The sequence below is a fragment of the Dactylosporangium sp. NBC_01737 genome (assembly GCF_035963215.1).
In the GTDB taxonomy this organism is placed as follows: domain Bacteria; phylum Actinomycetota; class Actinomycetes; order Mycobacteriales; family Micromonosporaceae; genus Dactylosporangium.
This window is the reverse complement of the sequence record NZ_CP109153.1, coordinates 6,550,179-6,573,216: the sequence shown is the minus strand read 5'-3', so window position 1 is coordinate 6,573,216 and position 23,038 is coordinate 6,550,179. Positions and strand designations below refer to the sequence as shown.

Annotated in this window: 21 protein-coding genes; 11 read left to right on the top strand and 10 right to left on the bottom strand. The window is 72.2% G+C overall.

Annotated elements, in window-relative coordinates; genetic code table 11:
- The first annotated feature begins 48 nt into the window (after positions 1-48).
- Together OHA72_RS29715 and OHA72_RS29710 are read left to right on the top strand one after the other, a co-directional pair.
- Complete coding sequence (locus OHA72_RS29715) at positions 49-975, top strand: DUF389 domain-containing protein (protein ID WP_327011082.1); 927 nt, start codon at positions 49-51, stop codon at positions 973-975.
- Positions 972-1,904 (top strand): small ribosomal subunit Rsm22 family protein, encoded by a 933-nt coding sequence (locus OHA72_RS29710; RefSeq protein WP_327011081.1) that lies wholly within the window; start codon positions 972-974, stop codon positions 1,902-1,904. Before OHA72_RS29715 ends, OHA72_RS29710 begins: the two co-directional genes overlap by 4 nt.
- A gap of 70 nt (positions 1,905-1,974) precedes the next feature.
- Here OHA72_RS29710 and OHA72_RS29705 read toward each other — a convergent pair whose 3' ends face one another.
- Positions 1,975-3,819, bottom strand: coding sequence for a glycoside hydrolase family 9 protein (locus OHA72_RS29705; RefSeq protein ID WP_327011080.1), 1,845 nt, complete (start codon positions 3,817-3,819; stop codon positions 1,975-1,977).
- 253 nt (positions 3,820-4,072) lie between these two features.
- Between OHA72_RS29705 and OHA72_RS29700 the strand changes: the two genes are divergently transcribed.
- The 4 genes from OHA72_RS29700 (at position 4,073) to OHA72_RS29685 (ending at position 8,182) form a co-directional block, all read left to right on the top strand.
- Entirely contained in the window at positions 4,073-4,585 is a 513-nt protein-coding gene (locus tag OHA72_RS29700; protein WP_327011079.1) for an SRPBCC family protein, read from the top strand.
- A gap of 65 nt (positions 4,586-4,650) precedes the next feature.
- Positions 4,651-5,175 carry a PadR family transcriptional regulator gene (locus OHA72_RS29695; RefSeq protein WP_327011078.1) on the top strand — a complete coding sequence of 175 codons (525 nt, stop codon included), beginning with the start codon at positions 4,651-4,653 and terminating at the stop codon, positions 5,173-5,175.
- The gene (locus OHA72_RS29690) at positions 5,172-5,852 is read left to right on the top strand and encodes an ABC transporter ATP-binding protein (protein ID WP_327011077.1); all 681 of its coding nucleotides are present in this window, start codon (positions 5,172-5,174) and stop codon (positions 5,850-5,852) included. The genes OHA72_RS29695 and OHA72_RS29690 overlap by 4 nt, the downstream gene beginning before the upstream one ends.
- Positions 5,849-8,182, top strand: coding sequence for an FtsX-like permease family protein (locus tag OHA72_RS29685; RefSeq protein WP_327011076.1), 2,334 nt, complete (start codon positions 5,849-5,851; stop codon positions 8,180-8,182). Before OHA72_RS29690 ends, OHA72_RS29685 begins: the two co-directional genes overlap by 4 nt.
- Positions 8,183-8,721: 539 nt before the next feature.
- On the opposite strand, the gene OHA72_RS29680 is transcribed toward OHA72_RS29685, so the two are convergent.
- Positions 8,722-9,420 carry a hypothetical protein gene (locus tag OHA72_RS29680; protein WP_327011075.1) on the bottom strand — a complete coding sequence of 233 codons (699 nt, stop codon included), beginning with the start codon at positions 9,418-9,420 and terminating at the stop codon, positions 8,722-8,724.
- Between the two features lie 43 nt (positions 9,421-9,463).
- On the opposite strand from OHA72_RS29680, the gene OHA72_RS29675 reads away from it, so the two are divergent.
- Entirely contained in the window at positions 9,464-10,378 is a 915-nt protein-coding gene (locus tag OHA72_RS29675; RefSeq protein ID WP_327011074.1) for a phosphotransferase enzyme family protein, read from the top strand.
- Positions 10,379-10,416: 38 nt separating this feature from the next.
- Here OHA72_RS29675 and OHA72_RS29670 read toward each other — a convergent pair whose 3' ends face one another.
- On the bottom strand, positions 10,417-13,170 hold the full coding sequence (locus OHA72_RS29670) for a cellulose binding domain-containing protein (protein WP_327011073.1): 2,754 nt from the start codon (positions 13,168-13,170) through the stop codon (positions 10,417-10,419).
- A 113-nt stretch (positions 13,171-13,283) separates the two neighbouring features.
- Between OHA72_RS29670 and OHA72_RS29665 the strand changes: the two genes are divergently transcribed.
- The gene (locus OHA72_RS29665) at positions 13,284-14,348 is read left to right on the top strand and encodes a hypothetical protein (RefSeq protein ID WP_327011072.1); all 1,065 of its coding nucleotides are present in this window, start codon (positions 13,284-13,286) and stop codon (positions 14,346-14,348) included.
- A 97-nt stretch (positions 14,349-14,445) separates the two neighbouring features.
- Positions 14,446-16,023 carry a DHA2 family efflux MFS transporter permease subunit gene (locus OHA72_RS29660; protein WP_442788752.1) on the top strand — a complete coding sequence of 526 codons (1,578 nt, stop codon included), beginning with the start codon at positions 14,446-14,448 and terminating at the stop codon, positions 16,021-16,023.
- Between the two features lie 69 nt (positions 16,024-16,092).
- Here OHA72_RS29660 and OHA72_RS29655 read toward each other — a convergent pair whose 3' ends face one another.
- Entirely contained in the window at positions 16,093-16,920 is an 828-nt protein-coding gene (locus tag OHA72_RS29655; RefSeq protein WP_327011070.1) for an alpha/beta fold hydrolase, read from the bottom strand.
- A gap of 126 nt (positions 16,921-17,046) precedes the next feature.
- Here OHA72_RS29655 and OHA72_RS29650 point away from each other — a divergent pair, with 126 nt between their 5' ends.
- Entirely contained in the window at positions 17,047-17,583 is a 537-nt protein-coding gene (locus OHA72_RS29650) for a GNAT family N-acetyltransferase (RefSeq protein ID WP_327011069.1), read from the top strand.
- Positions 17,584-17,591: 8 nt separating this feature from the next.
- Here OHA72_RS29650 and OHA72_RS29645 read toward each other — a convergent pair whose 3' ends face one another.
- The 5 genes from OHA72_RS29645 to OHA72_RS29625 form a co-directional block, all read right to left on the bottom strand.
- Positions 17,592-18,032 carry a VOC family protein gene (locus OHA72_RS29645; protein WP_327011068.1) on the bottom strand — a complete coding sequence of 147 codons (441 nt, stop codon included), beginning with the start codon at positions 18,030-18,032 and terminating at the stop codon, positions 17,592-17,594.
- 93 nt (positions 18,033-18,125) lie between these two features.
- Positions 18,126-18,317: a hypothetical protein gene (locus OHA72_RS29640; RefSeq protein ID WP_327011067.1), complete on the bottom strand. Its 192-nt coding sequence runs from the start codon at positions 18,315-18,317 to the stop codon at positions 18,126-18,128.
- A gap of 79 nt (positions 18,318-18,396) precedes the next feature.
- The gene (locus OHA72_RS29635) at positions 18,397-19,131 is read right to left on the bottom strand and encodes a TrmH family RNA methyltransferase (protein WP_327011066.1); all 735 of its coding nucleotides are present in this window, start codon (positions 19,129-19,131) and stop codon (positions 18,397-18,399) included.
- On the bottom strand, positions 19,125-19,679 hold the full coding sequence (locus tag OHA72_RS29630; RefSeq protein ID WP_327011065.1) for a M48 family metalloprotease: 555 nt from the start codon (positions 19,677-19,679) through the stop codon (positions 19,125-19,127). The genes OHA72_RS29635 and OHA72_RS29630 overlap by 7 nt, the downstream gene beginning before the upstream one ends.
- Positions 19,680-19,741: 62 nt before the next feature.
- On the bottom strand, positions 19,742-20,809 hold the full coding sequence (locus OHA72_RS29625; RefSeq protein WP_327011064.1) for an LUD domain-containing protein: 1,068 nt from the start codon (positions 20,807-20,809) through the stop codon (positions 19,742-19,744).
- A 132-nt stretch (positions 20,810-20,941) separates the two neighbouring features.
- Here OHA72_RS29625 and sigJ point away from each other — a divergent pair, with 132 nt between their 5' ends.
- Entirely contained in the window at positions 20,942-21,841 is a 900-nt protein-coding gene (gene sigJ / locus OHA72_RS29620) for an RNA polymerase sigma factor SigJ (protein WP_327011063.1), read from the top strand.
- Here sigJ and OHA72_RS29615 read toward each other — a convergent pair.
- The gene (locus OHA72_RS29615) at positions 21,722-23,002 is read right to left on the bottom strand and encodes a benzoate/H(+) symporter BenE family transporter (protein WP_327011062.1); all 1,281 of its coding nucleotides are present in this window, start codon (positions 23,000-23,002) and stop codon (positions 21,722-21,724) included. The two genes, sigJ and OHA72_RS29615, sit on opposite strands and share 120 nt — an antisense overlap.
- Positions 23,003-23,038: the final 36 nt, after the last annotated feature.

Sequence of the window (23,038 nt, the reverse complement as noted above, 5' to 3'; positions counted from 1 at the left end):
ACGAGGGGCGCCGACAGCGTAGCGACGACCACCGACAAAAATTGAGGGGTGCTGCATCTGCGGGTCATCTCCCCACCGGACCGGACCGACGAGGTCGTCCGGATCATCGAGGCCGCCCCCGGCGCGACGAACCTGGTCGTGCTGCCGGGAGCGGCCCGCCAGCCAGACGGCGACCTGGTGCTCTGCGACGTCGTGCGGGAGGCCGGCAGCCAGGTCCTGTCGGCGCTGCGCAAGCAACGCATCCACGAGGTCGGCTCGATCGCGATCGACCACGTCGACGTGGCGTTGTCGCACGTCGCGGCCGCTGCCGCCGACGCCGCGCCGGGCCTGGCCAGCGACGCGGTCGTGTGGGACGAGATCGAGCAGAAGACCGGCGACGAGACGGAGCTGTCCGGCACGTACCTGCTGATGTTCGCCGTCGCCACCGTCATCGCCGGCATCGGGGTGCTGCTCGACCAGCCGATCCTCATCGTCGGGGCGATGGTCGTCGGTCCCGAGTTCGGGCCCCTCGCCGCGCTGTGCGTGGGGATCATCAGGAAGCGGCCGGCGTTCATCAGGAAGGCCTCGATCGCGCTCGGAGTCGGCTTTGCGACAGCGATCATCGCGACGATCGGCACGACGTACCTGCTGGACCTCGCCGGCCTGGTCGACAAGGGCATGCTGCTGCGGGAGCGGCCGCTGACCGACTTCATCTGGCGGCCCGACGCGCTGTCGTGGGTGGTCGGCTTCCTCGCCGGGGTCGCCGGGATGCTGTCGCTGACGTCGTCGAAGGCCGGGCCGCTGATCGGCGTGCTGATCTCGGTGACCACCGTCCCGGCGGCGGCCAACATCGCGGTCGCGCTCGCCTACGGCGTGCCGGACGAGGCGCTCGGCTCCGCCGTCCAGCTGCTGCTCAACCTCGCCGCGATCGTGACGGCGGGCGTGCTCACGCTGCTGCTCCAGCGCCTGTTCTGGAACTGGAAGGCGAAGGCGTGACCGACCTCCGTGAGGCCCTCGACCGGCTCCTCGAGGCGGTCCCGCCGAAGCGGCTCGCCGAGTCGGTGCAACGGCTGATCGCCGACTACCGCAGCGGCCGCCCCGCCGACGAGCCGCTGCTGCGCAACATGGTCGACGCGACCGCGTACGCCGCGTACCGGATGCCGGCCACCCACGCCGCGGTCGCGGCGGTCCTCAGGCAACTGCAGGACAAGGCGGCCCCACGCAGCCTGCTCGACGTCGGCGGCGGATCGGGGGCGGCGACCTGGGCGGCCCTGGACGCGTTCCCGGGCCTGGAGACCGTGACGGTCCTGGACCAGGTACCGGAGGCGCTCAAGCTCGGCGAGCGGATGCTGCCCCGCGCGACCTGGCGGCAGTGGCGGCTCGGTGAGCCGCTGGACACCGCGGACCTGGTGCTGGTGTCCTACGTGCTGGGCGAGCTCACCCCGGAAGCGCAGCACGACCTGGTCGACCAGGCAGGTGCCGCCGCCGCGCAGGCCGTGGTCATCGTCGAGCCGGGCACTCCCCCGGGGTACCGCAGAATCCTCGACGCCAGACAGCGCCTCCTCGAGGCGGGCTGGACCGTCGCCGCCCCGTGCCCGCACCAGCAGGCGTGCGGCATGACCGGCAAGGACTGGTGCCACTTCTCCGCCCGCGTCAACCGCTCGGCCCTGCACCGCAAGCTCAAGGAGGCCGAGCTCGGCTACGAGGACGAGAAGTTCTCCTACGTGGCGCTGACACGGGAGGAGCACCACGGACGGGGCCGGGTCGTCCGGCATCCCGCGTTCCGGAAGGGTCTCGTCACGCTGCAGGTCTGCAACCCCGACACGAAGGTCGGCCCGACGCTGGTGTCCAAACGGGAGGGTCCGGCCTACAAGGCCGCCAGGGACGCCGAATGGGGCGACGAATGGCCGCCGCTGGACCCGTGAAGCGGCGCGGCCCGGCCGCTGAAACATCAGCGACCGGGCCGGCGGGTACCGCTCAGAACATCGGGTCAGGTCAGGTCTGGTCCGCCGCGAAGGAGGAGACCCACGCCAGGGACGCGTTCCAGTTGATGGTCAGCTCGTTCGTCGACCACGACTTGATGTCGTCCATGTAGCACAGCTGCGGCTTGCAGCCCTTCAGCGCCGCCGAGGCGACCTCGTCCTGCAGCGAAGAGTTCGGGCCGCCGGCGAGGGTACCGCGCGGCGGGTTGGGCAGCTTCGGGTCGAGCTGGTTGGCGTACCAGCGGCTGTGCTGGTTCTTCGAGGCCTTCTCGCCGTAGCCGGTCACGTAGGACTGGTTGAGCGCGTTGCGGCCGAAGATGTAGTCCATGCCGGACAGGACGCCGTCGCGGTACTTCGCCTCGCCGGTCAGGTCGAAGGCCGTGCCGACGACGGCGAGGTTGTTGAGCATCTGGCTGTTGGAGGCCCAGTCGTAGCCGCCGTTGGGCGCGTAGGCCTGGCCGTACGCCTGCGCGTTGAGCGTGGCGAGGTGCTTGTCGGCGCCGGCGATGACGCTCGCACGGACCCGCTCACGGTCGGCCAGCTTGTTGTCGATGGTGGCCAGGTCGAGGCGGCCGAGGGCGCCGACGGCGCGCCAGTCGAAGGCGTTGGCGAAGACGTCGGACTTGTGCACCGGCGACGCGGTGACGAAGTCGCCGAACTTCTTGTCGCCGGTCGTGATGTACAGCTCCGACGCGGCCCAGTAGAACTCGTCGTCGACGTCGGTGTCGCCGTAGGCGCCGCCGCCGGTGGAGTCGGAGTCCGGCGCGTACACCTTCGGGTTCGCCTGCGCCGCCGCGAACGCGGAGCGGGCCACGGTCAGCAGCTTGTCGGAGTAGGCCTTGTCGTAGGCCTTGAACACCCGTGCGCCCTGCGCGGCCGCGGCGGCCAGGTTGAGGGTCGCGGCGGTCGACGGCGGCTTGAGCACCCGCTGCTGCGTGTCGGCGGCGGGGTCGGTCGGCAGCCCGGTCCAGGCGACGTCGGTCACCTTGTGGTGCGCCATGCCGGCGAGCTTCTGCCCGGCCGGGACCTGCATCTTCATGAGGAAGTCCAGCTCCCAGCGCGCCTCGTCGAGCACGTCGGGGGTCTTGCCGCCGGCCTCGGGCTGGCGCAGCGTGCGGGCCTGCGACGCCTTCGGGGAGCGCTCGTAGACGCTCATCAGCTGGGCGACGGAGATGCCGCCGTTGACGACGTACTTGCCGTGGTCGCCGGCGTCGTACCAGCCGCCTGTGACGTCCAGGGAGTAGTCGCAGGAGCCGGGCGCGCACGGGACCTTGGTGTCGCCGCCGTTCGGGGTGTCGGCGGTGTGGCCGGCGGCGCGGCCGTAGCCGGGTGCGATCTTGTCGTCGATGGCGACGCCGCTGCGCTGCGGGTAGTAGAACGACATCGCGTCGATCGCGAGCTGCCGGTAGGCCTTCGGGTCCAGGTCGAAGGGCAGGCTCGCCTTGCCGTCGACCTCGAGGGTGTACGTGTGGCCGCTACCCTGGTACGCGCTGAAGTCGACCGTGTGCGTGCCCTGGCCGGAACTGGCGTCCATGCCGTTCGGGGTGCTCTCGCCGGAGGCGACGACGGCGCCGGCCTTGTCCTTGAGCTGCCACGGCAGCGGGGTGTTCGAGTCGCTGATGACGGTGGCCCGCTTCGGGCCGTCCGGCAGGTAGCCGACCTGGTTGACCCGCACCGGGGTGTCCGGGATGTGGTCCGGGGTCGCGGGGAACGCGTATGCCGCGTCACCACCGGAACCGACGCCGGGCAGACCGCCGTCCTTCGTGGCGAACGCGATCGGCAGGGCGACGGCGGGGACCGCCACGATCGCCGCGACGGCAGCAAGTTTGGCCTTGGTGGACAGGCTCGGCAGGCGCACCGGCTCTCCTTCTCGGTCGGTTGCAGGGCTCGCCGCCGTCACCCTTTCGTAAGAACTGCAGGAGAAATCGGGTGATCGGCGGCGTGTCCGGGCGAACCTACCGAGGGGCCCGCGGGCGGAATCGGACAAAAGGACGGTCGTGTGACCTGCGTCACAATGCGCCCTTCCGGTTGGCACATTTACTCCTACAAACGCACGATCACAAGTGTGTATAACTACTGAGGCATATAATCGCGACGGCATAGGAGGCACGATGTTCGACCCGGGACCCCTCGCGGAGGTCACCTATGACCAGGAGCTCGACGGCCGGTGGACGCTGCGCTTCACACGCGACCTGCGCCATCCTCCCGAGCGGGTGTGGCGGGCCCTGACCGATCCGTCACTGCTGGACCAGTGGGCGCCGTTCACGGCGTCGCGCGACCTCGGCGCGCCCGGCGGCGCGACCCTGGTCATGATCGACGGCGACACCCGAGCGCCCCTCGACGCCACGGTGCGGGTGGCCGAGCCGCCGGCGCTGCTGGTGTACGAGTGGGGCCCCGATCTCCTGCGCTGGGAGCTGGCCCCGATCGACGGCGGCACCCGGCTGACGCTGCGGCACACCACCGGCGGCCGCGACCTGCTCGGCAAGGTGACGGCCGGCTGGCACCTGTGCGTGCGCGTGCTGGAGCTGCTGCTGGACGGCACCCCGCACGGCGTCATCCGCGGCGGCGACGCCAAGCGGTTCGGCTTCGACGAGCTCTGCGACGCCTACGAGTCGCGCATCTGACCAGCTCAATGCCTCTACATCATGTGTATACACACTAGGTATACACATGGTGTAGAGTCGCCGGCATGTCCATCGGTCAAGCGTTCCTGGGGCTGCTCGAGTCCCAGCCCCGCCATGGTTACGACCTGAAGCGGGCCTACGACGAGCGGTTCGGCAACGACCGCCCCCTGGCCTACGGCCAGGTCTACTCGACCCTGTCCCGGCTGCTGAAGCACGGCCTGGTCACCGTCGACGGCGTCGAGCCGGGCGAAGGCCCGGACCGCAAGCGCTACGCGATCACCCCGGCCGGCGTCGCCGACGTCGAGCAGTGGCTGCGGCAGCCGGAGAAGCCGGAGCCGTATCTGCAGAACACGCTGTACACGAAGGTCGTCCTGGCGCTGCTGACCGGCCGGCCCGCGGCGGAGCTGCTGGACACCCAGCGCGCCGAGCACCTGCGCCTGATGCGCGAGCTGACCCGGCGCAAGACCGGCGGCGACCTCGCCGACCAGCTGATCTGCGACCACGCCCTGTTCCACCTCGAGGCGGACCTGCGCTGGCTGGAGCTCACCGCCGCCCGCCTCGACGAGCTCGCCGGGAAGGTGCGCGCATGACCATGGCACTGTTGTCGGCCGTCGAGCTGACCAAGTCGTTCGGGTCCACCCAGGCGCTGTCCGGCGCGTCCATGTCGATCGCGGCCGGCGAGGTCGTCGCCGTGATGGGGCCCTCCGGCTCCGGCAAGTCGACGCTGCTGCACTGCCTCGCCGGGATCGTGCGCCCCGACGGCGGCCAGGTCCTCTACCGCGACCAGGAGCTGTCGGCGATGTCCGACGCCCGGCGCAGCGCGCTGCGGCGCGGCGAGTTCGGGTTCGTGTTCCAGTTCGGCCAGCTGGTGCCGGAGCTGACCTGCCTGGAGAACGTGGCGCTGCCGCTGCGCCTGGACGGGCACCGGCGCAAGGACGCCCAGCGGCGGGCCGCCGAGTGGCTGGAGCGCCTGGAGATCACCGACGTGGCCGGCAAGCGGCCCGGCGAGGTCTCCGGCGGGCAGGGCCAGCGCGTCGCCGTCGCCCGTGCCCTCGTCACCGGGGCCCGGGTCGTCTTCGCCGACGAGCCGACCGGCGCCCTGGACTCCCTCAACGGCGAGCGGGTCATGCGCCTGTTCACCGAGGCCGCCCGCGACAGCGGCGCCGCCGTCGTCCTGGTGACGCACGAGCCGCGGGTCGCCGCGTACGCCGACCGCGAGATCGTGGTCCGCGACGGCAAGGCCCTCGACCTGGCCCGGCACGCATGACCGCGCTCATTCAAGGGGGTCGGCACGCACCTCCTTCCCCCGTCCCCACGGGACGGCTGCGGCGCTGGGGCACGGAGGTCGGCCTGGGTGCCCGGCTCGCGCTCACCGGCGGGCGCGAGGGGCTGCTGCGCACCGCGCTCACCGCGATCGGGGTCGGTCTCGGCGTCGCCGTGCTGCTGCTGTCGGTCTCCGTGCCGGCGATGCTCGACGCGTGCTCCTCCCGCAACGCCGCCCGCGACGACGACCGCTACGGCTCCGAGAAGATCGCTCCCGGGGACACCACCGTCCTCACCTTGAACATCAACACGTCGTACCACGGCAGAAACGTCCGCGGCAGGCTGGTGCGCCCCGACGGCGCCCACCCGATCCTGCCGCCGGGTGTGCGGTCCGTGCCCGCCCCCGGCACCGTGCTGGTCTCCCCCGCGCTGCGCGACCTCCTCGCGTCCCGCGACGGCGCGCTGCTGCGCGACCGGATGCCCGGCACGGTCGGCGGCACCATCGGCAAGGCCGGCCTGTCGGGGCCGAACGAACTGGTCTACTACGCGCTGCGCGACGACCTCGCCTTCGGCCAGCCCAATGTCCAGCGGATCGACCGGTACGGCAGCGTCAACGCCCACGAGCCGCTCGACCCGTTCCTGCTCATGCTCGTCGTGGTCATCTTCGTGGTGCTGCTCATGCCGGTCGCGATGTTCGTCGCGGCGGCCACCCGCTTCGGCGGCGAGCAACGCGACCGGCGCCTCGCCGCGGTCCGCCTCGTCGGCGCCGACAGCGGCATGACCCGCCGCATCGCCGCCGGGGAGGCAGTCGTCAGCGCCGTCCTCGGCCTGCTCGCCGGCGCCGTGTTCTTCCTCGTCGCCCGGCAGTTCGTCGAGCTGTTCGAGGTCGCGCAGCTCAGCGTGTACGGCTCCGACGTGCGCCCGCCGCTGCCGCTGCTCGCCCTGCTGGTCGTGTCCGTGCCCGTCGCGGCCCTGGCGATGAGCCTCGTCGCGCTGCGCCGCGTCGTGGTCGAGCCGCTCGGCGTGGTGCGGCGCGCGACCGCCCGCACCCACCGGCGCCTGTGGTGGCGGATCCTCACGCCGATCGCCGGCGCCGCGCTGCTCGCCCCGCTCACCGGCCGCCACGGCGAGTTCAACCCGTGGCAGGCCGTCGGCGGCGTGTCGCTGGTCCTGCTCGGCGTCGCGCTGCTGCTGCCGTGGGTGTTCGACCGGCTCGTCGGCCGGCTCGGCGCCGGCGGCGGGCTGTCATGGCAGATGGCCGTGCGCCGCCTGCAGCTGTCCGGCGGCAGCTCCGTGCGCGCCGTCGGCGCGATCGCGGTCGCCGCGGCCGGCACGATCGCGCTGCAGATGCTGTTCACCGCCGCCGACGCTGCATATACCAAGGACACCGGCCAGGACCCGGCCCGCGTGCAGGCGGTCACGACCGTCACCATGTCGTCGCTGTCCACGGTCCGCGACGCGGCCGGGCTCGACGCCAGCCTCCGGGCCGCCGGGATGCCGTCGGTCAGCACGTACCGGCGCGATGTGGCCCGCTTCGGCGAGGACGGCTTCGCCAGCGTGGCCATCGGCGACTGCGCCGTGCTGCGCGAGCTGGCCGTGCTCGACCGGTGCGCCGACGGCGACGTGTTCCTGCTCGACCAGCCCGAACTGCGCGGCCAGACCGTCGGCACCGGCGACCCCGACAATCCCGGTCCACAGTGGACGGTCCCGGCAACGGCCCGCACCGCGACGCCCCGCCTCGACCCCTACGGCCAGCCGGTCAGCGGGCTGCTCATCACCCCGTCCGCCGCACCGGCCGCGCGGGCCGATCCGGCGTACATCTCCTACGTCCACCTCGCCCCCGGCGACCCGGACGCCGAGGAGCGCCTGCGCAACGCCGGCATGGCCATCAACCCCACGATGGACGTCTCGATCATGCGCTCCCGCGCCGCCGACAGCACCTTCGCCGGCATCCGCCGCGGCCTCTTCGCCGGCGCGACCGTCACCCTGCTGCTCGTCGGCCTGAGCCTGCTCGTCGGCACCATCGAACAGCTCCGCGAGCGGCGCCGCACCCTGGCCGCCCTGGTCGCGTTCGGCGCCCGCCGCTCCACGATGGGCTGGTCGATCCTCTGGCAGACCCTCGTCCCCGTCGTCCTCGGCCTGGTCCTGGCCACCGCGCTCGGCCTCGGCCTCGGCGCCCTGCTCCTGGCCACCGTCGACGTCCCCTTCCACGCCGACGTCGCCGGCATCGGCATCGTCTGCGCCATCGCCGGCGGCGTCGTCCTGCTCGTCACCGCCGCCAGCCTCCCTGCCCTGTGGCGCCTGATGCGCCCCGACGGGCTGCGCTTCGAGTGATGTTCCGTCGCACCCCGCCGCTACCGTGCCGGGCGTGGAGTTGCGGGAGTGGTGGGACCTGATCGGGTCGGCGCGCTCGCCATGCGGCGAGCGCGCCGACGACCGTGACCCGCCCGAAGTCGTCTTGTGGCCGTGCGAGCGACCAGCGCGCGCCGTTGATCACAGCAAGGCAGCGTGCGGCGGGGGCGCGCGCTCCGGAGCGTGCTTGCCGGTGGTCACGCGTTCGGCCGCCGGGCGAGCACCTGCCGTGGGTCCGACCCGTCCATGAGTGGTGTTTGCCGTCGTCGGGTGTCGCCGTGGCCGGCGGGCAGCCACTGGACGATCTTGCAGCCGTGATCGAAGGACGGCGGTGGTCGTCCCGGTGGCCAGGGGCGTCCTTCGATCAAGCGGGATGGTGAAGATCGCCGGCCGGGGGTGGGTGTCCCTCGGTCCGGTCATCGCGGCTGGTCATAGCGTCGCGGTAACCCGGTGCCGGGCCGTTGTCCTGGCAACAGCGCGATCCACCGAGTTGCCGGCCAGCGGTCAGAAGCGTTCTTCGATCACGCGGGTGAGGTGGGGGCCGGGTCGCACAGGAGGGCGGTCAGGCGTCGGTGTTCCTCGGGGGTGCCGATCGCGGGGCGGTGTGCGGGTTCGGCCCAGTAGTGGTCGACGACCCGGGCCAGGAACCTGGCGTCGACCCAGCGCAGGGACCGCGGGTCGGCGACGAGTTCGGAGGCGGCGCGGTCCCAGGGCAGCGTGACCTCGGTGTCCCAGACCTCGCGGACGGTGAGTCCTTCGGGTGTCAAGGTCACCTCGCGGTGGTGCACGCGCCAGGCGATCACCGTGGCCAGCAGCCCGGCCAGCACCCCGAAGAAGGCCGGAGGCCAGGGGCTTGCGCCGGGCACGACGATCTGCCAGCTCAGCACGACCACCGGCACCCCTCCCCAGGCCGCCAGTGCCACCTGGGTGGCGACGACCCGTAGCCAGGGCGCGGGTGGCGCGACGAACTGGCCGGGCAGGACGAAGAACGCCTGCGGTGACGGCCGGAAGCGGCCGGCTGCCCGCATGGGGAGGTGGATCGCGAGCAGGAGCGGCACGGCCGAGAACAGGCTCAGCGGCAGGTCCAGCCACCACACGAGTTCGTGGTCGTGCGCCCGTGGCTCCAGCCAGAGCTGCCGCAACGCGAGCGTCAGATCGATGACGGCCGCCCCGACCGCGGCGACGACCCAGATCCGCCAGCTCGGTACGGTGCGCCGCATGTGGCCGAGTGTAGGGGCGCGGACTCAAACCGTGGGGGCGTCGATGCGGTGGACAAGGTCGTTGGCGGCGCCGGACGGTGTCGGAGCGCTCCTCGCGCAGCGGTGCGGGCTGGCGGTGACCGGGTGCGCGCTGGTCCGTTCGCTGACGAACGACGTGTACCGGGTCGAGACGGCCGGCGGCCGGGCCTATGCGTGCAAGGTGTACGCCACCGGGGCCGGGCATGTCGCGTGGGAGCAGGACCTGGCGGCGCACCTCGCGGCGGAGGGGGTCACCGCCGCGGTGCCCGTGCCGCTCAGCGACGGCGCGCTGGTGGGCACCATCGACGCGCCGGAAGGGGTGCGGGCGTTCACGGTCACGGTGTGGGCGACGGGCGACAAGCCGCGGCCGCCGTGGAGCGACGGGCTCTTCCACCGGTACGGCGTCGCGCTCGCCCGCCTGCACCTCGCCGCGGACGCATTCGTCAGCGCCCATCCGGCCAGGGCCGACGATCCGATGTCCACATTGGACAAAGCATTGGGCGAAGCATCGGACGCGGCCCTGCCCGCCACCGGTGACCCGGTGGTGCGCGAGATGGCGGCAGTGGCGCGGGAACGGCTGCGGGCGACACCACGGCCCGACATCGGGGTGCGGCACGGGGACGCCAGCCTCGACAACCTCCACCTCACGCACGGTGGCGGGGTGCTGTGGCACGACTTCGACCTCGCCGCTGTCGGCTGGCGGGTCGCCGACCTGACCGGCGCGTACGGCGGGGCGCACTGGCCGGCGTTCCTCGAGGGGTACCGGACGCTGCGCCCCGTCGACACGGATGCGGTCGTGGCCTTGCGGGTCGTGGAGCTGGTGCGCAACATCGCGTGGCACCTGACCGCGAAGGTGGCCCTGCGCGGGTCGGAATCGATCCATGAGGGGTGGGTCGAGCGGGAGCTGGCGAGCCTGCGCGACCTGCGGGGCAGGCTGTAGGCGACGGCAGCCCCGCCGTCGCCTACAGCGTCACCCCGCTACCCGACGGCGCAGCTCGTGCCGTTGAGGGTGAAGGCGGCCGGTTTGGCGTTGGTGGTGTTGTTCCAGGAGGCGAGGAAGCCGAATTCGACGCTGCCGCCGCCGGCGCCGATGACCTTGGTGTAGTCGACGTTGGTCACTGTGACGTTGGCGCCGCTCTGGCTGTTGACGCCGCCCCAGATCTGGTTGATGACCTGGCCGTTGGCGTACGTCCACTTGAGACTCCACCCGTTCACCGGGGCGGCGGAACGGTTGCTGATCTTCACCGCGCCCTGGAAGCCGCCGCCCCACTGGCCGGTGACGGAGTACGTGACCGTGCACGCCGCGGACGAAGACGCCGACGCGGACGCGGACGGGGACACCGAGCGGGACGGCGACACCGAGACCGACGGTGAGACCGACCGCGACGGCGAGACCGACGTGGACACCGACGGCGACGCGGAGTAGGACGTCGGCGGGGCACCGGTACGGTCGCCGTAGATGATGCCGCGGCCGTTGGTGCCGAGGTAGACCCGGCCGTAGATGCGCGGGTCACCGGTGATGGTGTCGCCGATGTTGCCGTACTGGTGCTGGTCGTCGTTGATCCGCAGCCACGAGGCGGCGGTGTCGTCGGAGCGGTAGACGCCCTTCTTGCCGTCGACCTGAGCGACGGCGAAGACCGCGAGGTTCGGCCGGCCGGGCGCACCCTTGCCGAAGCCGACGGCGTTGGCCGCCTGGACCGTGGCCACCTTCGTGAACGTGGTGCCACCGTCGGTGGAGCGGAACAGGCCCGAGGTGCCGCCCGCGAGCCAGATCTCGCCCTGGACGCCCGGGACGGCCTTGAAGGTGCCGGTGGCCGGCAGGCCGGTGGCGGCTGCGGTGAAGGCGGCGCCGCCGTTGGTGCTGCGGTAGAACGTGCCGCCGGAGAAGCCGTAGAACGTGTTCGAGTTGACCCGGTCGGACTCGACGACCGCGTTCTGCGGCAGGCCGCTCGCCTGCGTCCAGGTGTTGCCGAAGCCGACGGAGTAGACCGGCGCGCTGTTCTTCGGTGCCCAGACGAACCGGGAGCCGTCGGCCGCGGCGGCGATCGTGCCGCCTTCGTTGATGCCGCCGGGTTCGCTGCCCTGGAACCAGTTCGCGCCGCCGTCGGTGGAGAACGCGGCGTGGCTGTCGTTGGGCCGGTCGCTGTCGGCGAAGTTGCCGGCGCGGACCATGACGCTCGGGTTGAGCTCGGCGTAGTCGAGGCTGGTGGTGCTGGTGAAGTACGGCGACTGGAACATCATCGGGGGCACGGCGTCGAGGTTGGTGTGCCGGAAGCCGCCGATGTCACCGAGGCCGGAGATCAGCGGTGCGCCCGACGGCGGGCTGATGAGGTCCAGCACCGCGGTCTCCTCCAGGCCCGCGGCCATCGGTTTGATGGTGATCTGGCCGCCGGTGTCCCAGGTGGTGAGGTCGGTGCTGCCGTACACGGTGGCGCCGGTGCCGTACATGAACCGGTTGGAGTTGAAGGGGTCGATCTCCATCGACTCGGTCATCCAGCCGAGCTTCGGGGCGACCTCCGGCGGTGACGGGTTCGCGCCCAGCGACAGCCACGGCGAGCGGGTGACGTCCATCTTGTACCGGAAGCTGCGGTTCGGGTAGCTGGTGAAGTCCCAGATCCGGGTCCAGGTCGCGCCGGCGTCGGTGCTGCGGAAGAAGATGACGTCCGGCCACCACGCGATCTGGGTGGCGACCATGATGGTGTTCGGGTTCTGGCGGTCGATGGTCAGGCCGCTGTAGCCGAAGTAGTCGTCGGCGCTGCTCGACGGGATCGGGCTGATCTGGGTCCACACACCGGTGGCGGTGGCGAACTTCCACACGTCGCCCTTGGCGCCGTCGTACGGGCCGCCGGTGTCGCTGGTCGCGATGTACAGGTTGCCGCCGGCGGTGTCCAGGACACCCTTGTGCGCCAGGTAGCCGGTCGGCTGGCCGGGGACGCGCTCCCAGCTGGTGCCGCCGTTGGTGGTGCGGTAGACGGTGTTCTGCTTGTCGGCGACGCCGACGTAGATGGTCTGGGTGGTGTTGCCGGCGGTGCCGGTGCGCTTGTCGAACGTCACCCAGGTGACACCCTGATTGTCGGTCAGGTAGCCGTTGGGGTCGGACGGGTCCTGCGCATAGTTGCCCGGGTTCGGGAAAGCGGTGACCTTCGACCAGGTGACGCCGGAGTCGGTGCTGCGCCACAGGCCGTTGCCGCTGGGGGCGCCGAGGTACAGGATCGAGTTCTTGTTCGGGTCGATCGCGAGGCGCTCGCCCATGCCGCGGCCGGGCATGTTGCCGCCGAGCTTGAACGGCAGCTGGGTGCTCTGCCAGGTGGCACCCTTGTCGGAGGAGCGCAGGATCGCACCGTTGTTCGGGTCCCAGCTGTTGGTGTACATGCCGGCGGCCACGTACACCTTGTTCGGGTCTACCTCGTCGGTGGCGAGGCTGACGACGCCGTTGTAGCCCCAGTTGTCCTGGCCGACCCAGTCCAGCAGCGGGATCCACCGGTTCGTGGCGGTGTCCAGGCGGTAGGCGCCGCCGATGTCGGTGCGCGCGTAGACCAGACCCTGCTGCTTCTGGTTGAAGATGATGCCCGGCACGAAGCCGCCACCCTCGATCTGCACGTTCTTGAGCGTGTACGGGTCCGCGGCCGCGGCCTGCGCGGGGCTGGTGGCGGTCTGCACGGCGACGCCGACGGCGACGACCGTCACCGCCCCCGCCAGCCCGGCGACGAGCCCTCTCAGCTTGGTTCGCATGGGCCGCATGGTGTGAGCGCTCACTGTCCCGGGTCAATGAATCGGGTGTCCCGGTCCAGGTCACGGCCCCGGCAGCCGTGAAACTCTCATGGCCTCCCGTAAGGTTGTGCCCCGTGAGACGGGCCCGACCGCTGATCGCTCTCGCCGCCGCGCTGGTCGTCGGCGGCTGGCTGCTGTTCTCGCCGGCGTCCCACGACGCCCCGCCGGCCGTCGCGCCGTCGGGTGCCGGGACGGTGACGGCGACGCTGCAGCCCGGGACGATGCCCGCGCGCCTGGCCGACGGCGCGGTGTACACACCGCTGCTGTACCTGGACGCCGGCACCTCCGTCGGCACGGCACCCTCGGCCGACGGCAGCGTGGAGCGGCTCCTGCTGCGGGGCGCCGGCGCGCCGCGGGAGCTGCGCAGCGTGCCGAAGGACCGGTTCCCGCAGTGGCTGGGGGTCACCGCCGCCGACGGCGTCCTGTACTGGGCGGAGTCCTCGGCGACCGCGGCCGGGCCGTACGAGACGCGGCTGTGGCGCGCGCCGGTCGCCCCGGCCGCCGGTCCGCCGGTCGCGTTGACCGCCGACACGGGCGCGATCGTGTTCTTCGAGTCCCAGTACGACATGGTCGTCGCCGACGGGCGGCTGCACTGGGTCGCGGCAACCCCCGACGACGCGCCGAAGACCGAGCTGCGCTCCGTCGCGGTCGGCGGCGGTGCCGTGTCGACCAAGGTCATCGACGGCCGGTTCCGGTGGAGCGCCTGGCCCTGGCTCGTCAGCGTCGACCCGGGCGCCGCGGCGCTGCTGAACTCCTCCGACGGGCAGCGGCGGCCCGTGCCGGCGACGGCGGCGGAGACGGTGCTGTGCTCCCCGGAATGGTGCCGTGCCATCGCGGAGACCGCGAGTGGGCGTAATCTGGTCGACGTCATGCACGCCGACGGCAGCAACCGGCGGCGCCTGCCGGCTGACGTCAACGCGATCGGCGTCGACATCGGCCTGCTGGACCGTTTCGAGCTGCTGACCGGCGTCGAGGGCGAGTCGCTGCGGCTGCTCGCCCATGACCTGCCGACCGGGCGGACGATCGTCCTCGCGGGCGAGGTCGGCGTGGTCACGGCGAGGGGAAGCATGGTCTGGTGGTCCACCGGCAGCCCGGATCCCGCCGACTGGCACGTGCTGGACCTGCGGCAGCTGGCGTAGGCCCTAACCCCTGTCAGCCGCTGTAATCGAACGTGTGCTCGAATTGTAACCGGCCTGCGTAGGCTGGTTCCCGGCTTCAAGACCGCCGGCGACCTCGATCAGGAGGGGTTTTGTGACGAATCCAACGGCCACGGCGTCGACCAAGATTGACGCCGCGGTGCTGAAGATCGCGGGGGTCGTGGTCCTCGGTGCGATCATGTCGATCCTCGACATCACTGTCGTCAGCGTGGCGCTGCCGACGTTCCAGACCGAGTTCGGCGCGTCGTATGCGACGGTCGCCTGGACGATGACCGGTTACACGCTGGCGCTAGCGACCGTCATCCCCCTGACCGGGTGGGCGGCGGACCGGTTCGGCACCAAGCGGCTGTACATGGTCGCGCTCGCGCTCTTCACGATCGGCTCCGGCCTGTGCGCCCTCGCCGACTCCATCGGCATGCTCATCGGCTTCCGGGTCCTGCAGGGCCTCGGCGGCGGCATGCTCATGCCCCTGGGCATGACGATGATGACCCGGGCCGCCGGCCCGGAGCGCATCGGCCGGCTCATGGCGATCCTCGGCATCCCGATGCTGCTCGGCCCGATCACCGGCCCTATCCTCGGTGGCTGGCTCATCGACGACTTCTCCTGGCACTGGATCTTCCTCATCAACCTGCCGATCGGCGTCGTCGCGCTGATCTACGCCGCGCTCGCGCTGCCGAAGGACGACCCGAAGCCGTCGGAGTCCTTCGACTTCCTCGGCATGGCGATGCTGTCGCCGGGTCTCGCGCTGTTCCTGTTCGGCGTGTCCTCACTGCCGGGGGAGGGCACGTTCTCCGCGACCAAGGTGTGGCTGCCGATGCTCGTCGGCGGGCTGCTGGTCATCGGCTTCGTGTTCTACTCGTTCAAGCCGGTGCACCCGCTGCTGGACCTGCGGCTGTTCCGCAACCGCAAGCTGACGATCGCGACGATCACGCTGTTCGTGTTCATCATCGCGTTCATGGGCGCCGGTCTGCTGTTCCCGAGCTACTTCCTGCAGGTCGGCGGTGAGTCCACGCTGCACGCCGGGCTGCTGATGGCCCCGCAGGGCATCGGCGCGATGCTGACCATGCCCATCGCCGGCATGCTCGCCGACAAGGTGCCGGTCGGTCGGACGGTGCCGTTCGCGATGGCGCTCATCGCCGCCGGCTTCTTCACCTTCACGCAGGTCAGCACCGACACGTCCTATTGGCTGCTGTGCGGCTCGCTGTTCGTCATGGGCCTCGGCATGGGCGGCACGATGATGCCGATCATGACGTCGGCGCTGAAGACGCTCAGCCACGCCGAGGTCGCCCGCGGCTCCACACTGGTCAACATCCTCCAGCAGATCGGCGGCTCCGTCGGCGCCGCCGTCATGTCGGTGATCCTGACCAGCAACCTCAACGAGTCCGACCTGGTGCCGGGCTCCAACCCGCCGGTCACCGAGGCGGGCCTCGCGATCGCGGCGCAGCACTCCGAGCAGATCAAGGCGCAGGTTCCGCCGCCGCTGTTCGAGAAGGGCCTGGCGTTCGTGGCGGACTCGTTCGCCAACACGTTCTGGGTCGGTTTCGCCCTGGTCCTGCTGACGTTCATCCCGATCGCGTTCCTGCCGCGCAAGAAGGACAAGACGCCGCTCGGCGACGACGCCGCCGCCGGCGCGGCGACCCCGGTGATCGTGCACTGACACCGGCACCCGCACACGAAAACGGCCGCTCCCGGCACCGGGGGCGGCCGTTTTCGGTCGTTTCGCGGCTCAGGCGGCCTTGAGCGAGCCGGCGAAGAAGTCGGCGAACGGCCGCACGAAGCCCTCGCGGGCGATGTTGGCCGCGTTGTGTGACGACCTCGGGATGAGCAGCGCCCGGCCGCGCGGGGTCACGTCCGCGATCGCCTGGCAGTTCTGCATGAAGTACCGCGGGCTGCCGGATCCGGCGGTCAGCAGGAGCTCGGCGGTGATGCCCGCGTAGTCGCCCGCCGGCCCGGCGTGCTCGTGGATGCGGCGCAGCTCCGGCGGGATCGTGTCCATCAGGTCCACGAACCGGCGCCCGACCGAGGTGCGCAGGAACAGTTTCGTGAGGCCCAGCGCCATGCCGAACGGCAGCTTGGCCCCGATGTCGTCGGGGTACGTCGCGCGGGCCATCACCGTCATCGCGCGGGCGTGGTCCCCGGCGCGCACCAGCCGCTCGAATTCGTCGACGAAGTCACCCGAAGGGCGGCCGTCGACGCGCACCGCCGGGTCGTACACGGCGATGCGCTCGACCGGCAGGCTCAGACCCGCCCTGAGTGCAGTGAACCCGCCGCCGCTGTGCCCGAACACGCTGCGCGCGCCGGTGCGCTCCAGGACCGCGCCGAGGTCGGCGAGGTCCGTCTCGACCGTCTCCGTGCCGGTCAGCGGCGCCGTGTCCGCCCGCCCGCGCCGGTTGTACAGGTGCACCGTGAACCGGTCCGACAGCGCGGCCGCCAGCCGGCGGTAGTCCCGGTGCGTGATGCCTCCCCCGTGCAGGATCACGATGCCCGGCCCGGCACCGGTCGAGTGCACCGGGATGCTCGCGCCGTCCCCGGACGTGACCTTGTCGATCCGCATCAGACCCTCCCTCGTTAATGCGAACGCTGTTTGCAGTTTACGGTCACCCCCGGCCGCGGCACAACCGGGGGCCGGGATGGCGAAACCGGCTGCGCGGATCGGTGGCCGACGATTAGCCTGCTGCGAGTGACGACCGGGCAACTGGTGCGACTGCGGCCGATCGAGCCGGAGGAGTGGGAGGCGCTGTGGCGGTGGAACAACGACCGCGACGTGATGCGCTGGATGAGCGACGGGTATCGCCAGACCCTCGCCCGCTACATCGCCCGCGGTGAGGAGCGGGGGCCGAACACGTATGGCGACGTGCTCTTCGGCATCGAGACCCTGGTGGAGCCGCGGCTGGTCGGGCTGGTCCGGCTCAGTGGCGCCGAGCCGGAGATCGGCCGGGCCGAGCTGGACATCTACCTCGGCGAGAAGAACAGCTGGGGGCACGGGTATGCCACCGAGGCCACCCGGCTGATGTGCCGCTACGGCTTCGAGGAGATGCGGCTGCACTCCATCCACCTGTGGGTGGTGACCGAGAACGCCGCCGCCCGCCGGGTCTACGACAAGGTCGGCTTCATCGAGGACGGCCGTCACCGGCAGTGCTTCCGTCGCGACGGTGAGTGGTACGACATGTACCTGATGAGCCTGCTGGCCACCGACCCCATGCAGAGCCAGGAATAGCGCTGTCTTCAGCCGAGCTGTTCGGCCAGTCCGACGACGATGCCCTCCGGGCCTCGGACGTAGCAGAGCCGGTAGCTGTCCTCGTACTGTGCCAGCTCGCCGACGAGTTCGGCGCCGTGGGTGCGCAGGCGGGCGACGACGGCCTCGATGTCGTCGACGGCGAACATGATGCGGCGGATGCCCAGCGTGTTCGCCGGTGCGTCCTCCGGCTGGGACCGGATCGCCTTCGGCGTGTGGAACATCGCCAGTTCGACCCGGCCGTGGCCGTCCGGGGTCCGCAGCATCGCGACGTCCTGCCGGACGTCGGTGATCCCGATGACCTGCTCCACCCAACGGCCCTCGATCGGGCCCCTGCCCTCCAGCTCCATGCCGAGTTCGACGAAGAACGCGATCACCGCGTCAAGGTCGTCGACGACGATGAGCACGTTGTCCATCCGCCGGATCGTCATGCTGGGCCTCCTTGATGCCGTGCGGCCGCGGTGGCCGCATCCGCACGGGGGACGGAACCGCCGCGCCGTTCTCGACATCGTGCGACGGCGGATTCAGTAGTGCAGGAGTTCCCACGGTTCGACCAGGTCGGTGTCCGGCGGGTCGGTCACGTCCAGGGCACTGCCGTAGGACATGCCGCGCCGCGGCGGGCGGGGCGGGGCGGCGGTCCGGATGCCGAGCTGGCGGGCGGCCTCGGCGAGCACGAGGCCGGTAAGCAGGCGGTACCGGCCGGCGACGCCCGGCACGGCGACGCGGGCGAGCTCGGCGCCCGGCGGGGGTCCCAGCCCTCCGCGTCCGGGACGACGAGCACGGTGTCCGGGCCGGTCAGCTCGGTGCGGTGCAGGGCGGGCCGTCGACGTCCGGGGCGCAGACGACGACGCGGCCGCCGGGTGGTGGCGACCAGGCGTCGCCGGCCGGCACGACACGCAGCGGGTTGCGGTGGCTGCGGGCGGCGGCTCGGGCCTCGGTGCGGATCGGGCGTGGTGTGCCGAACCAGACCTTCTCGCGGTCGTCGACCGCGACGCTCTGCCAGCCGAACGCGGCGGCCGAACGCAGTGAGCTGCCGGCCTCGACGTGGTCGCGGGGCGCGGCGAGCAGCACGGCCGGGCGGTGCGACTCGGGGCGCGGGGCGCGTGCCTGGCGGCGGCCGTGCGCGTCGAGCAGGTAGTACAGGGCCACGGCCGCGGCGGTGGCCACGTTGAGGGTGTTCACGCCGCGGCCCGGCATCGGGATCTGCACCGTCTTCGCCGCCGCGCGCAGGACGTCCGGGCGGATGCCGCGGCGCTCGTTGCCGACCACGACGGACGCTCCGGCGCGCACCGGTCCGGCCCGGTACACCGACTCCGCCCCCGGCGCGTTGTCCACGGCGATGAGCGGGCCGGCGCCGGTGAGCAGCGCGGCGGTGTCCACGGTGGACAGGTCCGGCAGGTGCTCGGCCAGGCCGCGGCTGTCGCGGAAGGTGCACGGCACCGCGAACATCCGCGCGGCCTCGGCGAGCGCCCGCGCGTTGGCGGGGTTCTCCACGCCGTCGCCGACCAGGCGGGCGCGCGGGCTCAGCATTGCGCCGCCCAGGCGTGCCGGGCCCGCATGGCGTACGCGTCGGCGCGGCGCTCGTGGTCGGCGGTGCGCATCGCGCGGGTGTGCCGCTTGCGTGCGGCGTGCTGGATCACGTGGTGGCCGACCTCGTGCATGAGCCCGTCGAAGAGCATGAAGTCGCGCAGCGTGCCGCCGGGCCAGTCGATCACGCTGCCGGTCGGGCCGGCCGTGACCCGGGCGCCGGCACGCTCCAGGCGTGCCGTGGCCGCGGTGGTGAGCCGGCCGGGCACCACCCACGGCGGCGCGGGCTGCTCGAACAGCACCACGACCCCGGGCACGCGCAGCGCCGCGACGGACGGACCGGTGCCGGCCCAGGCCCGTTGCCGCAGCTCGACACCGCGCAGGCCGTACGCCGCGGCCGGCCCGAAGAACGTCAGGATCCGGACGACATCGGCCGGGCCGGCAGGATGGACGAAGCCGGGTCGCGGCCGGCAGACCCGCACCGGCACGGATGCGGCGGCCCGGCGGGTGGCGCGGACGGGATACGGGTCGGTGTGCAGGCTACGACTCAAGTGGCGCTCACCGGACCTTGATAGCAGCCCGCCCGCGCGGCACACCACCGGTTTCCGCGCTGTCAGTAGCCGATGGCCTCGCGCAGCAGCAGCACGGTGCCGCGTCCCGGGCGGGGGTCGGCGTTGAGGATGAGCAGGCGGTTGACGGCGCTGGGCGAGCCGTACACGGCCTGGGCACGGGCGTTCTCCAGCGGCAGCGCGTGCTCCTCGACGCGGCGCAGCGCCGTGCTCAGGTCGGGCACCACCTTCTGCGCGCCGACGATCCAGACCGCGTGGGCGGCGCCGCCGGCGTTGGCGGGCAGTTGGCTGCCGGTGCCCGAGGCGAGGACGAGCGAGCCGGTCTCGGTGACCGCGGCGACGCTGTTGACGACGAAGTCCGGGGTGGCGGCCAGCCGCCGGATCTCGTCGGCGCCGGTGGCCCGGTCGATGGCCAGGACGCGCGGCCTGATGGCGTCGTACCGGCCGCCGGCGTTGATGTCCTCGTCGATGCCGGACAGCCGGAGGGTCTCGCTGGCGCCGGTGAACACGCTGGCGCCCGCGGGGACCAGGTCCTTGACGCGGGCGCGGGCGGCCGCGGCGTCCTCGACGATCTCGGCGGCGAAGCCGTTGGCCCGCAGCGCGGCCGCCGCCCGCTCCAGCCGTTCCGCCGGCGCCGGGTCGGCGAAGGAAGCGGCCGCAGCCGAGGCGGTCGTGGAAGCCGGCGCCGAGCCCGCCAGCGGGGACGTGTCGAGGTACCTGACCTCGTACACCCGCTCGGCGAACCGCCAGCCCTCCCCAGTGCGCTGGTACCGGTCGTGGTAGACCGCGTAGTTCAGGCCCTGGCGCCCGTCGAGGGTGCGCGCGAGCTCCTGCATGTAGGCGCGGCCGGTCGCGGTGTCGCCGTCGAGCACGATCGTGCCCGGGTGGGTGTTCTGCACGAAGAAGTCCCATTGGCGCTGCAGCCGCTCGCCGCCGGCCAGGATCGCCTCGCGGCCGACCAGCTCGACCGGGATGTTGGGCATGCGCAGGGCACCGTCCGGGGTGAACAGCGCCGCCAGGCGGGGCCGGTCGCGCATCATCGCCGCGTCGGTGAACTCGCCGCGCAGCGCCTCGATCTCGACGCGGTCCGCCACGGCCTGGAAGTCGTTCATGGGATTCTCCTCGTTGTCGTCTGCACCGGGTACGACACCGCAGCCCTGCGAAATGTCAGGCCTCACATTTCGCCGCGCTGTCTTGTCGTACGGGGTGGCGGCAGCGCGGCGAACGAGGGAGGCGGCCAGATCATGACCACCGGTGCCGGACCCGGCCTCAGCACGATCATGAGCGAGCGGCGGCAGCTGATGAACCTCGGCTACCGGCTCCTCGGGTCCCTGGCCGACGCCGAGGACGTCGTGCAGGAGACCTACGCCCGCTGGTACGCCATGACCGCGCGGGAGCAGCAGGCCATCGAGTCGCCCGGGGCCTGGCTGATGACGGTCGCCAGCCGCATCTGCCTGAACCTGCTCGGCTCGGCGCGGGCAAGGCGGGAGACGTACGTGGGCGACTGGATCCCGGAGCCGCTGCCCGAGCCCGGGCAGTGGAGCGCCGGGGCCGACCCGGCCGACCGGGTCACCCTCGACGAGTCGGTGACGATGGCCTTCCTGGTCGTCCTGGATGCGATGACCCCGGCGGAGCGGGTCGCGTTTGTGCTGCACGACGTCTTCCGCTACCCGTTCGGCGAGGTCGCCGAGATCGTCGGCCGCACCCCGGCGGCGTGCCGGCAGCTGGCCTCGTCGGCCCGCCGCCGCATCCGCACCGCGCAGGCCCCGGCGGGCCCGAGCGCCGGGCAGGCCGCCGTCGTCAGGCGGTTCAGGACGGCGTGGGCGGCCAGGGACATCGACGCCCTGGTCGGCCTGCTCGATCCCGACGCCACCGCGACCGCCGACGGCGGCGGGCTGGCCGTCACCCACCTGCACCCGATCGTGGGCGGTGAGCGGATCGCGCATGCCTACGCCGAGATCGCGCGGGTGTCGGGCGACCGCACGACGTTCCTGGAGTGCACGGTCAACGGCCTGCCCGGCCTGTCAGCGTGGCAGGACGGCGCCCTCGCGACCGTCTTCGCGTTCGAGATCGCCGGCGACCGGATCAGACGCATCTGGGCGGTCCGCAACCCGGAGAAGCTCCGGTCCTGGAGGGTCCGCTGAGGCGGGCGTGGCACGGCGGTGCAGCAGCAGGGCGGTCAGGCCGCCGGCCACCAGGCCCCAGAACGCGGAGCCGATGTTCAGGATCGTCATGCCCGACGCCGTGACCACGAACGTCACCACGGCGGCCTCCCGGCCGGAGGGTTCGGTGACCGCGCTTGCCAGCGACGCGCCGAGCGCCGACAGCAGGGCCAGGCCGGCGACGGCGACGACCAGGACCGGCGGGGATAGCAGGACCAGGGCCATCGCCAGGCCGGCGCCGAGGCCGAGGGTGAGCTGGCCGGCGCCGAGGGCGGCCGTGGCCACCCAGCGCCGGCGCGGGTCGGGGTGGGTGTCGGGGCCGGCGGTGAGTGCGGCGGTGATCGCGGCGAGGTTCAGGGCGTGGCCGCCGAACGGGGCGGCGACCGCGCTTGCCAGGCCGGTGGTGACCAGGACGCCGCGCAGCGGCGGGGTGTAGCCGTAGGTGGCCATGACGGCCATGCCGGGGACGTTCTGCGCGGCCATGGTGACGAGGAAGAGGGGCACGGCGATGCTGACCAGCGCCGGCAGGTTGAACGCCGGCACGGTGAACACGGCCGTGGGGGCGACGGAGACGCCGGTGAGGTGGACGCCGCGCACGACGATCGCGGCGATGGCGGCCAGCAGCGCTCCGGGGACGGCCCACTGGCGGGCGAAGCGGGTGAGCAGCACCCAGGTGAGCACGACCGGCACGGCGAGCTCCGGCACGTCGACGACGGCGCGGACCGGGGCGGTGCACAGGCTGAGGATGACGCCGGCGAGCATGGCGCCGGCGATGGGGCGCGGGATGGCGGCGATGGCGCGGGCGAGCCACGGCGACAGCCCCGCGACGACGATGAGCGCGGCACAGACGAGGAACGCGCCGACGGCGGCGGGCCAGCCGCCCTGCACGTGGCCGGTGGCGACGAGCAGCGCCGCGCCCGGGGTCGACCAGGCGATGCTGATCGGCATCCGGTGCCGCACCGCGAGGAACACGGCGCTGACGCAGATGCCGGTGCACAGCGCGAGCAGCCCGGACGCGGCCTGCGCCGGGGTGGCGCCGACCGCGCGCAGGCCGGCGAGCACGACGGTGAACGAGCTCGCGTAGCCGACGACCGCGCTGACGAGCCCGGCCAGGATCGGCTGGGCCGTGTCGAAGCGACGCATCGGACCCCTCCCGGAAAAGGCGTTCCGTATACGGAA

Bases quoted from the DNA above. Each gene is read 5' to 3' on its own strand.
- OHA72_RS29700 (WP_327011079.1), top strand. From the start codon at position 4,073: ATGTTCGACCCGGGACCCCTCGCGGAGGTCACCTATGACCAGGAGCTC.
- OHA72_RS29695 (WP_327011078.1), top strand. From the start codon at position 4,651: ATGTCCATCGGTCAAGCGTTCCTGGGGCTGCTCGAGTCCCAGCCCCGC.
- OHA72_RS29690 (WP_327011077.1), top strand. From the start codon at position 5,172: ATGACCATGGCACTGTTGTCGGCCGTCGAGCTGACCAAGTCGTTCGGG.
- OHA72_RS29685 (WP_327011076.1), top strand. From the start codon at position 5,849: ATGACCGCGCTCATTCAAGGGGGTCGGCACGCACCTCCTTCCCCCGTC.
- OHA72_RS29680 (WP_327011075.1), bottom strand. From the start codon at position 9,420: ATGCGGCGCACCGTACCGAGCTGGCGGATCTGGGTCGTCGCCGCGGTC.
- OHA72_RS29675 (WP_327011074.1), top strand. From the start codon at position 9,464: ATGCGGTGGACAAGGTCGTTGGCGGCGCCGGACGGTGTCGGAGCGCTC.
- OHA72_RS29670 (WP_327011073.1), bottom strand. From the start codon at position 13,170: ATGCGAACCAAGCTGAGAGGGCTCGTCGCCGGGCTGGCGGGGGCGGTG.
- OHA72_RS29655 (WP_327011070.1), bottom strand. From the start codon at position 16,920: ATGCGGATCGACAAGGTCACGTCCGGGGACGGCGCGAGCATCCCGGTG.
- OHA72_RS29645 (WP_327011068.1), bottom strand. From the start codon at position 18,032: ATGACGATCCGGCGGATGGACAACGTGCTCATCGTCGTCGACGACCTT.
- OHA72_RS29635 (WP_327011066.1), bottom strand. From the start codon at position 19,131: ATGCTGAGCCCGCGCGCCCGCCTGGTCGGCGACGGCGTGGAGAACCCC.
- OHA72_RS29625 (WP_327011064.1), bottom strand. From the start codon at position 20,809: ATGAACGACTTCCAGGCCGTGGCGGACCGCGTCGAGATCGAGGCGCTG.
- sigJ (WP_327011063.1), top strand. From the start codon at position 20,942: ATGACCACCGGTGCCGGACCCGGCCTCAGCACGATCATGAGCGAGCGG.
- OHA72_RS29615 (WP_327011062.1), bottom strand. From the start codon at position 23,002: ATGCGTCGCTTCGACACGGCCCAGCCGATCCTGGCCGGGCTCGTCAGC.